General features: G+C 73.2%; 9 protein-coding genes. 4 read left to right on the forward strand and 5 right to left on the reverse strand.

Annotated features, from left to right (window positions below; translation table 11 throughout):
• The 4 genes from ABZZ04_RS25955 to ABZZ04_RS25970 form a co-directional block, all read right to left on the reverse strand.
• The gene (locus tag ABZZ04_RS25955; RefSeq protein WP_356934613.1) at positions 1-798 is read right to left on the reverse strand and encodes a tyrosine-protein phosphatase; all 798 of its coding nucleotides are present in this window, start codon (positions 796-798) and stop codon (positions 1-3) included.
• 315 nt (positions 799-1,113) lie between these two features.
• A complete protein-coding gene (locus ABZZ04_RS25960; RefSeq protein ID WP_356934614.1) occupies positions 1,114-3,051 on the reverse strand; it encodes an ABC transporter permease in 1,938 nt (645 codons plus the stop codon).
• A 105-nt stretch (positions 3,052-3,156) separates the two neighbouring features.
• Positions 3,157-3,948, reverse strand: a complete 792-nt coding sequence (modA, locus tag ABZZ04_RS25965) for a molybdate ABC transporter substrate-binding protein (RefSeq protein WP_356934615.1) — start codon at positions 3,946-3,948, stop codon at positions 3,157-3,159.
• A gap of 48 nt (positions 3,949-3,996) precedes the next feature.
• A complete protein-coding gene (locus ABZZ04_RS25970) occupies positions 3,997-4,392 on the reverse strand; it encodes a helix-turn-helix transcriptional regulator (RefSeq protein WP_356934616.1) in 396 nt (131 codons plus the stop codon).
• A 207-nt stretch (positions 4,393-4,599) separates the two neighbouring features.
• On the opposite strand from ABZZ04_RS25970, the gene mutA reads away from it, so the two are divergent.
• From mutA to meaB, 3 genes are read left to right on the forward strand one after another with little or no spacing between them, the layout of a single operon-like run.
• Positions 4,600-6,459, forward strand: coding sequence for a methylmalonyl-CoA mutase small subunit (mutA, locus tag ABZZ04_RS25975; RefSeq protein WP_356934617.1), 1,860 nt, complete (start codon positions 4,600-4,602; stop codon positions 6,457-6,459).
• Positions 6,459-8,660: a methylmalonyl-CoA mutase gene (gene scpA / locus ABZZ04_RS25980; protein WP_356934618.1), complete on the forward strand. Its 2,202-nt coding sequence runs from the start codon at positions 6,459-6,461 to the stop codon at positions 8,658-8,660. The genes mutA and scpA overlap by 1 nt, the downstream gene beginning before the upstream one ends.
• A 12-nt stretch (positions 8,661-8,672) precedes the next feature.
• Positions 8,673-9,662: a methylmalonyl Co-A mutase-associated GTPase MeaB gene (gene meaB, locus ABZZ04_RS25985; RefSeq protein WP_356934619.1), complete on the forward strand. Its 990-nt coding sequence runs from the start codon at positions 8,673-8,675 to the stop codon at positions 9,660-9,662.
• Between the two features lie 55 nt (positions 9,663-9,717).
• On the opposite strand, the gene ABZZ04_RS25990 is transcribed toward meaB, so the two are convergent.
• Complete coding sequence (locus ABZZ04_RS25990; RefSeq protein WP_356934620.1) at positions 9,718-10,599, reverse strand: GNAT family N-acetyltransferase; 882 nt, start codon at positions 10,597-10,599, stop codon at positions 9,718-9,720.
• Positions 10,600-10,979: 380 nt separating this feature from the next.
• Between ABZZ04_RS25990 and rho the strand changes: the two genes are divergently transcribed.
• Positions 10,980-12,155, forward strand: coding sequence for a transcription termination factor Rho (gene rho / locus ABZZ04_RS25995; RefSeq protein WP_356934621.1), 1,176 nt, complete (start codon positions 10,980-10,982; stop codon positions 12,153-12,155).
• The last annotated feature ends 2 nt before the right edge of the window (positions 12,156-12,157 follow it).

Consider the following 12,157-nt stretch of genomic DNA (forward strand, 5'->3'; position numbering starts at 1 on the left):
TCAGGCGGGCACCACGAGCCCGCCGAGCAGCCGCTCCAGCGCGGCCTGCGGGATCCGCAGGCCGTCGCGCACGTAGCCCTCCAGCCCGCCCCACCGCTCGTCCATGGCGTCCAGCGCCGTGTCGAGGTACCGGGGCCGGACCTCGCTGATCGCGGACGCGATCTCCGGGTCGCCGCCCGCGTCGAGGAAGTCCTGCACGTAGGGGGCGAAGGCGGCCCGCACCACCGGGTTCACCGCGAGGAACTCGGCCCGGACGACCTCGCGCGACGCACCGAGCATCATCAGGAGGAGCGCGGCGGCCCAGCCGGTCCGGTCCTTGCCCGCCGTGCAGTGGAAGAGCACCGGGCGGGCCCGGTCGTCGGCGACCGTCTCGACGAAGGCCCGGTGGGCGGCCGCGGCACCCGGCGAGAGGACCATCTGCCGGTAGGTCCCGGCGAACATCTCCTCCGCCTTCCCGCCCCCCAGCAGCCGCTGCGCCTCGGCGGGGTCGGCCAGCAGCGCGCGCAGCCGGGCGGGCGCCACGCCCGGGTTGCCCCCGAGCACGTCGGCGACGAACAGCCGCACCCCGGGAGGCAGCCGGTCCGGTGCCGCGGAGCGCTCGTCGGCGGTCCGCAGGTCGACGACGGTACGGATGCCGAGCGCGGCCACCTCCGCGTCCTGCGCCGCGTCGAGCCCGCTGAGCTGCCCGGAGCGCAGCACGGCCCCCGGCCGGACCCGCTGCCCCCGGCCCAGGGCGATACCGCCCAGGTCGCGCAGGTTGAGGACGGTGGATGCGGGGACGGCCCTGGCGGTCTGCACGATGAAATTCCCCTGTTCCCGACGCTTGTGCGCATTGATTCGGCCTGGCCGGTCAAACGTCGCACGCACCCGGGAGATCGACAAAGTAAAACGCCGGTCGGCGGCGATCGGGAACCCCTATGGAGATAAAGGAAATGTGAAGCCTCGCCCTTCCGACCCCAGGTCAGGAGCGTTCCGCAGGGGAAAGCGGCTCTTTTCCGCCCTTCCCCGACAGCTCTCCACTCTTCTGCCTCAAGGGCCGGACGGCGGTAATCGAATTCCCGGCCCCACATTTTTCCTCACGCACACGTCCGGCCCGGATCGGCGGTGGTCCGTTCACCGGGTGACGACGGTGACCTCGGTCGCCTTGACGCTCGCCCACACGGCCGTTCCCTCGCCGAGGCCCAGCTCGGCCGCCGCCTCGGGGGTGATCTCGGCGACCAGGTCCGGTGCCCGGTCGAGGACGACGGCCACCCTGATCCGGCTGCCCACGGCGGTGAGCTCGCGGACGGTGCCGGGCCAGACGTTGCGCGGGCTCCCGGTCGGCCGGTCGCGGTGCACCGCGACCGCTTCCGGCACGATGACCGCGAGGACGGCCGTCCCCTCGGCGGGCGCGTCCGCGACGACCAGCCGGCCGCCGTCCGCGAGGGCGAGGGTGCCGTCGCCGGCGGCGGTGCCCGGCCAGGCGTTGCGGCCGAGCATCCGGGCCACCCACGGCGAGCGCGGGTGCCGGGTCACTTCGGCCGGGGTCGCGTACTGGAGGGTGCGGCCCCCGTCGAGCACGAGCACCCGGTCGGCCAGCGACGCCGCTTCGACGGGGTCGTGGGTGACGATCAGGCAGACGCCGCCGAACCCGGCGAGGTGGGTGCGCAGGGTGTGCCGGACGTGGGCGCGGGTGGTCTGGTCGAGGGCCGCGAGGGGTTCGTCGAGCAGCAGCAGCCGGGGGCGGGCGGCGAGTGCCCTGGCCAGGGCCACGCGCTGGGCCTGGCCGCCGGAGAGCTGGGCGGGTCTGCGGTGGGCGAGATGGCCGACGCCCAGCCGGTCTAGCCACCGCTGCGCCTCGCGCCGGGCCTCGGCCCGGGGGACGCCATGGGCGCGGAGCCCGTACGCCGTGTTCGTCAGCGCGCTCAGGTGCGGGAAGAGCGCGCCGTCCTGCGGCACCCAGGCGACCTGGCGGCGGTGCGGGGGCAGTTCGGTGACGTCGGCGCCGCCGAGGCGCAGCCGGGCGCCGGAGCGCGGGGTCAGGCCGAGCAGGGCGCGCAGCAGGGTCGTCTTGCCCGCGCCGTTGGGGCCGACCACGGCGATCGTGGTGCCCGGGGCGGCGTCGAGGGTCAGCCGGTTGAAGCCGGTCACCTCGGCGTGCAGCGACCAGGGCTCCTGCCGGGCGGGGAGCGGCACCTCCCGGCCGTTCGGGGGCTCCGCCGCGGCCGGATCGTCCGGGACGGGGCCGGGGGCGCGCGAGCGGTCGCGCGGCGTCCCGGTCCAGCGCCCGCGCAGTGCGACGAGTACGGCCATGGCGATGGCGAGCAGCAGCAGCGAGACGGAGGTGGCGGCCTCCGGGGATTTCTGGAGCAGCAGATAGACCTGGAGGGGCAGCGTCTGCGTGGTGCCCGGCAGGTTTCCCGCGAAGGTGATGGTCGCCCCGAACTCGCCGAGTGCGCGCGCCCAGGTGAGGGCGGCCCCGGCGGCGAGGCCGGGGGCGACCATCGGGAGGGTGACGGTGAGGAACACCCGGACCGGCGGGGCCCCGAGGGAGGCCGCGGTCTCCTCGTACGCGGGGCGCAGGCCGGCCAGTGCCCCTTCGAGGCTGATGACGAGGAACGGCATCGCGACGAAGGTCGCCGCGACCACCGCGCCCGACGTGTGGAAGGGCAGGGTGATGCCGAAGGTGTCCTCCAGCCAGGGGCCCAGCAGCCCCCGTCGGCCGAAGCCGAGGAGGAGGGCCACGCCCCCGACGGTGGGCGGCAGCACCATCGGCAGCAGGACCAGGGAGCGGACGAGCGCCTTGCCGGGGAAGTCGACCCGGGCCAGCAGCCAGGCCAGCGGCACTCCGAGCAGCAGGGACAGCCCCAGCGCCCAGAAGGAGACGAGCAGGGACAGTCTGAGTGCCCGGGTGACGTCCGGATCGGTCAGATGGGCGCCGAGGTCGGCCCAGGGGGTGCGGGCCAGGATGCCGATCAGCGGCACCAGCAGGAACGCGACGGCGAGCAGGGCGGGAAGAGCCAGGGCGACGGGGGTGCGCACACCGGGCACACGGCTGCGGAGGGCTCTCATCGGGATTCCCTGGAGGGGTCGGTACGGAGTGCGGGGGAGCGGCCGACGGCGCTTCCCGGGCGGGCCGGCCGGCACACCATCGGCGTGTCGGCCGGCCGCGGCGGGCTACGGCTGCTGGAAGCCCGCCGCCTGGAGGATCTTCTGCGCGGCGGGGGTGCTCAGCCACTTCACGAACGCCGTCGCGGCCTTGCTGTCGCCGGACTGACGCAGGGTGGCGGCCGGGTAGGAGGCGACGGCGTTCTGCGCGTCGGGGATGTCGACGGCGTCGACCTTGTCGGGGACCGTGGCCGCGTCGGTCCGGTAGACGATGCCCGCGTCCGCCTCGCCGAGCTCGACCTTGCTGAGGACGGCGCGGACGTTGGGCTCCTGGGAGACCGGCTTCACGGTGAGCTTCTGGGCGTCGAGGACCTGCTCGCTGTAGCGGCCGACCGGCACCTCGGGGGCGGCCAGGACGACCTTCAGGCCGGGGTCCGTCAGGTCCTTCAGGCCGCCGATCTTCTTCGGGTTCCCCTCTCCGGTGGCGATGACCAGGCGGTTCTTCGCGATGACGGTGGGTTTTCCGGTGTCGTCGCCCAGCCCGTCCATCGTCCTGGTGTCCGCCGTGACCAGCACGTCGGCGGGGGCGCCCTGCTTCACCTGGGCGGCCAGCTCCTGGGAGCCCGCGAAGGAGAAGGTCACCTTCGTGCCCGGGTGCTCCTTCTCGTACGCGGCGCCCGCCGCCTTGAACACGTCGGTGAGGGAGGCCGCCGCGAGCACCGTCAGCCGGGCGCCGGAGGACGGCGCGGACTTCCCGGCGGACTCCTTCTCGTCATTGCCGCCGCAGGCGGCGAGCGGGAGCAGCAGGGCGGCGGTCGTGATCGCGGCGGCGACGCGGCGCCTGCCGGGGGTGGTCGTCATGGTGACGGTGGCTCCTTGGAGAGGGGACGCGTCGTCGGCGGCGCGTGGTCAGACGCGGTCGATGTGCACGTTGGTGGACTTCACCCGGGCGGTGGCCTGCATGCCGACCTCCAGTCCGAGTTCCTCGACGGCCTCCCGGGTGAGCAGGGAGACCAGCCGGTGCGGGCCCGCCTGGATCTCGACCTGCGCCGCGACGTCGCCGAGCTTCACGGCGGTGACGATGCCCGGGAAGGCGTTGCGGGCCGAGGTGTACGAGGGGTCGTCCTCGCCCCCGCCGCCCTGGCCGACCTCGATGGAGAACGCGGCCAGGTCGCGGCCGTCGATGAGCCTGCGGCCGCTCTCGTCGCGGTGGGTGGCGACCCTTCCGGCGTCCGCCCAGCGACGGGCCGTGTCGGGGCTCACGCCCAGCAGACGCGCCGCCTGCCCGATGGTGTAGGACTGCATGTGCGACAAGATATTCGAATAAATCTCGCAGCTGCAATGTGCTGTGGCGTTCTGTGGAGCAAATGCCAGGAGCACTGGAGGAACCGACAGGGGTCGGCGGCGACCGGACTACGCCACGGTGCGTGAAGGATCAAGTGCGGTCGGCAGAGTGCAAGGTCACAAGCGGAACCCATGCTGCCCTATAGCGACCTGACCTAGCATCTGGGCATGACGGTCCTGCCTGCCGACGGGCTTTCGTTGGCCGCCGAATTCCCCGCCCCCGCCCATGAGCAGTGGCAACGCCTCGTCGAGGGCGTGCTGCGCAAGTCGGGCAAGGAGGTCGCGGGGACGGCCGCCGAGGAAGCGCTGTCCACCACGGTGGAGGACGGGCTCATCACCCGCCCTCTCTACACTTCGCGCGACGGCGCGCCCGATGCCGGATATCCGGGTTTCGCCCCCTTCACCCGCGGCAGCACGGCCGCGGGCAATGCGGCGGGCGGCTGGGACGTACGGCAGCGGCACACCCTCGCGGATCCCGCGCGGCTCAACGAGGCGGTGCTCGCCGACCTGGAGAACGGCGTCACCTCGTTGTGGCTGACCGTGGGCGGTGCCGGGGGCGTACCGGTGTCCGGTCTGGCGAGGGCGCTGGAGGGCGTCCTCCTCGACCTGGCCCCCGTGGTCCTCGATGCCGGGGACGAACTCGACGCCGCCGCCACGGAGTTGCTGCGCATCGCCGCGGAGCGCGGGGTCGACGCCCCGGCCCTCCGCGGGAATCTCGGCGCCGACCCGTTCGCCCTGGCGGCCCGCGGCGGCACCGGGCCCGACTCCGCGGACGCGGTCCGCTGGGCGCTGCGGTGCGCGCGGGAGTTCCCCGGGCTGCGGGCACTGACCGTGGACGCGCTGCCGTACCACGAGGCCGGCGGTTCGGCCGCCGAGGAGCTGGGCGCCTCGCTGGCGGCCGGCGTCGCCGTCCTGCGGGACCTGACGGAGGCCGGTCTCACGGTCGAGCAGGCCTGCGGGCAGCTGGAGTTCCGGTACGCGGCGACCGCCGACCAGTTCCTGACCATCGCCAAGCTGCGGGCCGCCCGACGGCTGTGGTCCCGGGTGGCCGAGGTCTGCGGGGCCGCCGGGGCCGGCGCGCAGCGCCAGCACGCGGTGACGTCCCCGGTGATGATGACGCGGCGCGATCCGTGGGTGAACATGCTGCGGACGACGCTGGCCTGTCTGGGCGCGGGGGTCGGCGGGGCCGGCTCCGTCACCGTGCTGCCGTTCGACCACGCCCTGGGACTGCCGGACGCGTTCGCCCGGCGCATCGCCCGCAACACGTCGACGATCCTGCTGGAGGAGTCGCACCTGGCCCAGGTGATCGACCCGGCCGGCGGTTCCTGGTACGTGGAGCGGCTCACCGCCGAACTCGCCGATGCCGCGTGGTCGTTCTTCCAGGAGATCGAGCGCTCCGGCGGTCAGGCCGCCGCCCTGCGCTCCGGGATGATCCGCGAGCGCCTCGCGGAGACCTGGGCGGCGCGCAGCAAGGACCTGGCGCGCCGCAAGGAGCCGATCACCGGGGTGAGCGAGTTCCCGCTGCTGGCGGAGCGTCCGGTGGAGCGCGAGGCCGCCCCCGCCGGTCCGGTGGCCCCGGGCGGTCTGCCGCGGGTCCGCCGCGACGAGGCGTTCGAGGCGCTGCGCGCCCGGTCGGACGCGCACCTCGCGGCGACCGGACAGCGGCCGAAGGTGTTCCTCGCCGCGCTCGGGCCCGCCGCGGCCCACACCGCGCGGGCGTCGTTCGCCGCGAACCTGTTCCGGGCGGGCGGCATCGAGCCGGTCCACGACCCGGTGTCCGTCGACGCGGCGACGGTCGCCGGGGCGTTCTCCGCCTCCGGGGCCACCGTGGCGTGCCTGTGTTCCAGCGACGCGCTCTACGCCGAGCAGGCCGCGGCGGTCGCCGGGGCGCTGCGGTCGGCGGGCGCGCAGCGGGTGTTCCTCGCGGGCCGGCCCGGCGAGCACGCCGGTGTCGACGAGTACGTCTTCGCCGGCTCCGACGTGGTGGCCGTGCTCTCCTCCCTCCTCGACCGTATGGATGTGGCGTAATGCGTATCCCCGACTTCTCCGGGATCGACCTCGGTCCGGGCGATGCCGCCGAAGTGTCCGAGGACCAGTGGCGTGCCTCGGTGAAGGAGTCCTCCGGCGGGTCCGACGACGACCTGCTGTGGCAGACCCCGGAAGGCATCGCGGTCAAGCCGCTGTACACCGGGCGCGACCTGGAAGGGCTCGACTTCCTCGAAACGTACCCGGGCATCGCCCCGTACCTGCGGGGCCCGTACCCGACGATGTACGTCAACCAGCCCTGGACGATCCGGCAGTACGCCGGTTTCTCCACCGCCGAGGAGTCCAACGCCTTCTACCGCCGCAATCTCGCGGCCGGTCAGAAGGGCCTGTCCGTCGCCTTCGACCTGCCGACCCACCGCGGCTACGACAGCGACCACCCGCGGGTGACCGGTGACGTCGGCATGGCGGGCGTGGCGATCGACTCCATCTACGACATGCGTCAGCTCTTCGACGGCATCCCGCTGGACCGGATGTCGGTGTCGATGACGATGAACGGCGCGGTGCTGCCCGTGCTCGCGCTGTACATCGTGGCCGCCGAGGAGCAGGGCGTCGGGCCGGAGAAGCTGGCCGGGACCATTCAGAACGACATTCTGAAGGAGTTCATGGTCCGCAACACCTACATCTATCCGCCCAAGCCCTCGATGCGGATCATCTCCGACATCTTCGCGTACACCTCGCAGAAGATGCCGCGCTACAACTCGATCTCCATCTCCGGCTACCACATCCAGGAAGCGGGTGCGACGGCCGACCTGGAGCTGGCGTACACCCTGGCGGACGGGGTGGAGTACCTGCGGGCCGGGCGGGAGGCGGGGCTGGACGTGGACGCGTTCGCGCCGCGGCTGTCGTTCTTCTGGGCGATCGGCATGAACTTCTTCATGGAGATCGCGAAGCTGCGGGCGGCCCGGCTGCTCTGGGCCAAGCTGGTCGGGCAGTTCGAGCCGAAGAACGCCAAGTCCCTTTCGCTGCGCACCCATTCGCAGACGTCCGGGTGGTCGCTGACCGCACAGGACGTGTTCAACAACGTGACCAGGACCTGCGTGGAGGCGATGGCCGCCACCCAGGGGCACACCCAGTCGCTGCACACCAACGCGCTCGACGAGGCGCTGGCCCTGCCGACGGACTTCTCGGCGCGGATCGCCCGCAACACCCAGCTGCTGCTCCAGCAGGAGTCGGGCACCGGCCGGGTGATCGACCCGTGGGGCGGCAGCGCGTACGTGGAGAAGCTGACGTACGACCTGGCGCGCCGGGCGTGGAAGCACATCCAGGAGGTCGAGGCGGCGGGCGGCATGGCGCAGGCCATCGACGCGGGCATCCCGAAGCTCCGGGTGGAGGAGGCCGCGGCACGCACCCAGGCGCGGATCGACTCCGGCCGCCAGCCGGTGATCGGGGTCAACAAGTACCGGGTGGAGAGCGACGAGCAGATCGAGGTGCTCAAGGTCGACAACTCCTCGGTGCGCGCCCAGCAGATCGAGAAGCTGCGCCGGCTGCGCGAGGAGCGCGACGAGGCCGCGTGCCAGGCGGCGCTGCGGGCGCTGACGGCCGCCGCCGGACGTGACCCCGGCCCCGGTCTCGACGGCAATCTGCTGGCGCTGGCCGTCGACGCGGCCCGCGCGATGGCGACCGTGGGCGAGATCTCGGACGCCCTGGAGAAGGTGTACGGACGGCACGCCGGCCAGATCCGTACGATTTCCGGTGTGTATCGCAACGAGGCAGGTGAGTCCCCCTCCGTGGACCGGACCCGGGCGCTGGTGGAGAGGTTCGAGGAGGCCGAGGGGCGCCGTCCGCGCATCCTGGTCGCCAAGATGGGGCAGGACGGTCACGACCGCGGCCAGAAGGTGATCTCGACGGCCTTCGCGGACCTGGGCTTCGACGTGGACGTCGGCCCGCTGTTCCAGACGCCGGCCGAGGTGGCGCGGCAGGCGGTGGAGGCGGACGTGCACGTCGTGGGCGTCTCCTCGCTGGCCGCCGGGCACCTCACGCTCGTCCCGGCGCTCCGCGAGGAGCTGGCGGCCGAGGGGCGCGAGGACATCATGATCGTGGTGGGCGGGGTGATTCCGCCGCAGGACGTCGACGCGCTGCACGAGGCGGGCGCCACGGCCGTGTTCCCGCCCGGCACGGTGATCCCGGACGCCGCGTACGACCTGGTGACGCGGCTCGGCACCGAGCTCGGCCACGAGCTGTGAGCCGCTGACCAGATGGCCGTGAAGATCGACATCGACAGTTACGCGAAGGGGGTGCTCGACGGGAGGCGCGCGCAGATCGCGCGGGCCATCACTCTCGTCGAGTCCACCCGCCCCGATCACCGAGTGCTGGCCCAGCAGTTGCTGCGCGAGTTGCTGCCGCACTCCGGTGCGGCCCGGCGGATCGGCATCAGCGGGGTGCCGGGCGTGGGCAAGTCCACCTTCATCGACGCGCTGGGCACGATGCTCACCGGGCTCGGGCACCGGGTCGCGGTGCTGGCCGTCGACCCCTCCTCCACCCGTACCGGGGGTTCCATCCTGGGTGACAAGACCAGGATGGAGCGGCTCGCGGTGGACCCGGCGGCGTATGTGCGCCCGTCCCCCACGGCCGGCACGCTCGGCGGGGTGGCGAAGGCGACCCGGGAGTCCATCGTGGTGATGGAGGCCGCGGGGTACGACGTGGTGCTGGTGGAGACGGTCGGCGTCGGCCAGTCGGAGACGGCGGTGGCCAACATGGTCGACACGTTTCTGCTGCTGACCCTGGCCCGTACCGGCGATCAGCTCCAGGGCATCAAGAAGGGCGTCCTGGAACTGGCGGACGCCATCGCGGTCAACAAGGCGGACGGCCCGCACGAGCGCGACGCGCGGGCGGCGGCCCGCGAACTGGCCGGTGCGCTGCGGCTGATGCACCCGGCGGACGCGGCGTGGACGCCGCCGGTGCTCACCTGCAGCGCGCGCGAGTCCACCGGTCTCGACACCCTGTGGGAGCGGCTGGAGCAGCACCGCGCGCTGCTCGAATCGACCGGCCGGCTCGCCGCGAAGCGGCGTGAGCAGCAGGTCGACTGGACGTGGACGATGGTGCGGGACGAGCTGCTGGAGAGCCTGCGCAGCCATCCGGCGGTGCGTTCGCTCACCCCTGAGCTCGAACAGCGGGTGCGGGACGGCGAGTTGACGGCCACGCTCGCGGCCGAGCAGATCCTGGGCGCGTTCCGGGGCACGGCCTGATCCGGAGCGGGGTCCGGTGGCCGGGGTCCCGCCCCGGCCGCCGGACGGACGGCCTCTACAGATCGAGCTGGTACTCGATCGACCCGTGTGTCGGCTCGTAGCCGAACTCGTCGTTGATGCGCCGCATGTGCGTGTTGCTGTCGGCGGTGTCCGCCAGCAGCCCGTCCAGGTCCGGGTGGCTCTCCCGGGCCCACAGCACGGACCGGGCCTTCATCCACCGGCCGAGGCCGTGCCCCCGGTGCTCGGGAAGGACTCCGGTGCCGTAGTGCTGGGCGTCGCCCCTCCCGTCGCCCGGGACGACGAGTTCCGTGAAGCCCACGATCGTGCCGTCGGAGTCGTCGACCGCCGCGACCGTGTGGAGCAGGTCGCCGCGTGCGGCCACGGCCGCCGCAGCGGACCTGACCCGTTCCACGTCCCAGACGACCGTGCCGAAGTCGGTGTCGTCCATGGGCATGTCGTCCATGGCCCGGCGGGACGCGGCGAACGTCGGCGCGAGTCCGTCCGGGACGGTGCCGTCCCAGGAGATGAGCCGGTAGCCCGGATGCGGCTGCCCGACGGTCCGGCGCAGGGCCCCGGTGTCGGTGCTCGCCAGCGGGAGCCGGACGTACGTGAGGGTCAGCACCCTGCGCATCCCCTTGGCCCGCAGGAAGAGGTCACCGGGGGAACCGGTCCCGGTCTGCGCGATGACGCTGCGCCTCCCCTCCTCCCGGGCGGCGGCGACCACCGCCTCGAACAGCCGCGAGCCGACTCCTCCGCGGCGCTCCGCCGGGTGGACGTGGAGTTCCAGTTCGGCGAGGTGGTCCTGGCCCTCGCGGGTGAAGACGCGCAGGAACGCCGAGCCGACCGGGCTGCCCTCCGAGTCGGAGGCGAGCCAGGCCAGGCGGTGGCTCCCGCCGGACCGGTCGGGGTCGGTCAGTGCGGTGATGCGTGGCGACAAGGTGAATCCTCCGCGCCCGGGGCGCCGGTCGGAACGGGTGTACGGGCGGGTGGCCCGGAGAACCACATCACTCCGCGAACGCCCCGGCAACCGGATATCAAAGCCCGATTCCCCTTGCCTCCCCTCACACCCGAACCTCGTGCTATCGTGCGATCAGCACACGTGTATGCCTCGTTTCGAGACTCCGGTGCCGATTCACCTCTCCGGAGCCGTCACGCCCGTCCTCTTCCGACCGGCGGTCCGGCTTTCCGCATCACCTCACCCAGTTCGGGCCCGGCTTTCCCCGTCCGAGCTTTCCCGCCCGTCGCGCGCGGCGTGATCCCTTCCGCCCGCGCCGTCCGGCACCTTCGTTCGCCATGTCCGCGAAAGGACCGCCCACCATGACCAGCACTCTCGAACACCCGCTCCTGCAAGGGGAGTCGACCGCCGAGGAAGCCGAAGGCGTCCTCGAAACCACCCACCAGGGCAACGGCACACTGCGCGTCCGGGGCGGCCTCGCCTCCCCCGGCGACGTGGTGGTCCCGGCCGCCCTGATCCGTCGCCACGGCCTGCGCCGGGGCGACGCCGTCGAGGGGCGCTGCGACCGGCCCCGCGTCCTGTCCACCGTGGAGCGGGTCAACGGCCTTCCCCCGCAGGCACTTCGCGGCCGGCCGCACTTCTGCGACCTCACCCCGCTCCACCCCCGGCAGCGGCTGCGGCTGGAGACACCGTCCGGCGGTGCCGCGATGCGTCTCGTCGACCTGGTCGCACCGATCGGCAAGGGGCAGCGCGGGCTCGTCGTCGCGCCGCCCAGGACCGGCAAGACGGTGCTGCTCCAGCAGATCGCCGCCGCCGTCGCCGCCAACCACCCCGAGTGCCACCTGATGGTGGTGCTGGTCGACGAACGCCCCGAGGAGGTCACCGACATGCGCCGCTCCGTGCGGGGCGAGGTGCTCGCCTCGACGTTCGACCGGCCGGCGAAGGAGCACATCGCACTCGCCGGACTCGCGGTCGAGCGCGCCAAGCGGCTGGTCGAGCAGGGCCGGGACGTCGTCGTCCTGCTCGACTCCCTCACCCGCCTGTGCCGCGCCCACAACAACGCCTCCGCCGCGGGCGGACGCACCCTCAGCGGCGGCGTCGACGCGGCCGCCCTGCTCGGCCCCAAACAGCTCTTCGGCGCCGCGCGACTCGCCGAGGAGGGCGGCTCCCTCACCATCCTGGCCACCGCGCTGGTGGAGACCGGCTCCCGCGCCGACGACTACTTCTTCGAGGAGCTGAAGAGCACCGGCAACATGGAGCTCCGGCTCGCCCGCGCCCTGGCGGACCGGCGTGTCCACCCGGCCGTGGACATCCCCGCTTCCGGCACCCGGCGCGAGGAACTCCTCGTACCGGCGGGCGAGTTGCAGGTGGTACGGGGGCTGCGGCGCGCGCTGCTCACCAGGGACCCGCAGACCGCGCTCGAAACACTGCTCGACCGGCTCCGCCGCACACCGGACAACGCCGCGTTCCTCCGCTCCGTCCACCGCACCGTCCCGGGCGCCCGGGTCCCCCCGGAAGGCACCGGCCCGGCGCAATAACA

Origin of the sequence: Streptomyces sp. NPDC006435, from assembly GCF_040612315.1 — a bacterium.
Taxonomy (GTDB): Bacteria; Actinomycetota; Actinomycetes; order Streptomycetales; family Streptomycetaceae; genus Streptomyces.

Coding starts and splice junctions, on each gene's coding strand:
- ABZZ04_RS25960 (WP_356934614.1), bottom strand. CDS start 3,051: ATGAGAGCCCTCCGCAGCCGTGTGCCCGGTGTGCGCACCCCCGTCGCC.
- modA (WP_356934615.1), bottom strand. CDS start 3,948: ATGACGACCACCCCCGGCAGGCGCCGCGTCGCCGCCGCGATCACGACC.
- ABZZ04_RS25970 (WP_356934616.1), bottom strand. CDS start 4,392: ATGCAGTCCTACACCATCGGGCAGGCGGCGCGTCTGCTGGGCGTGAGC.
- mutA (WP_356934617.1), top strand. CDS start 4,600: ATGACGGTCCTGCCTGCCGACGGGCTTTCGTTGGCCGCCGAATTCCCC.
- scpA (WP_356934618.1), top strand. CDS start 6,459: ATGCGTATCCCCGACTTCTCCGGGATCGACCTCGGTCCGGGCGATGCC.
- meaB (WP_356934619.1), top strand. CDS start 8,673: ATGGCCGTGAAGATCGACATCGACAGTTACGCGAAGGGGGTGCTCGAC.
- rho (WP_356934621.1), top strand. CDS start 10,980: ATGACCAGCACTCTCGAACACCCGCTCCTGCAAGGGGAGTCGACCGCC.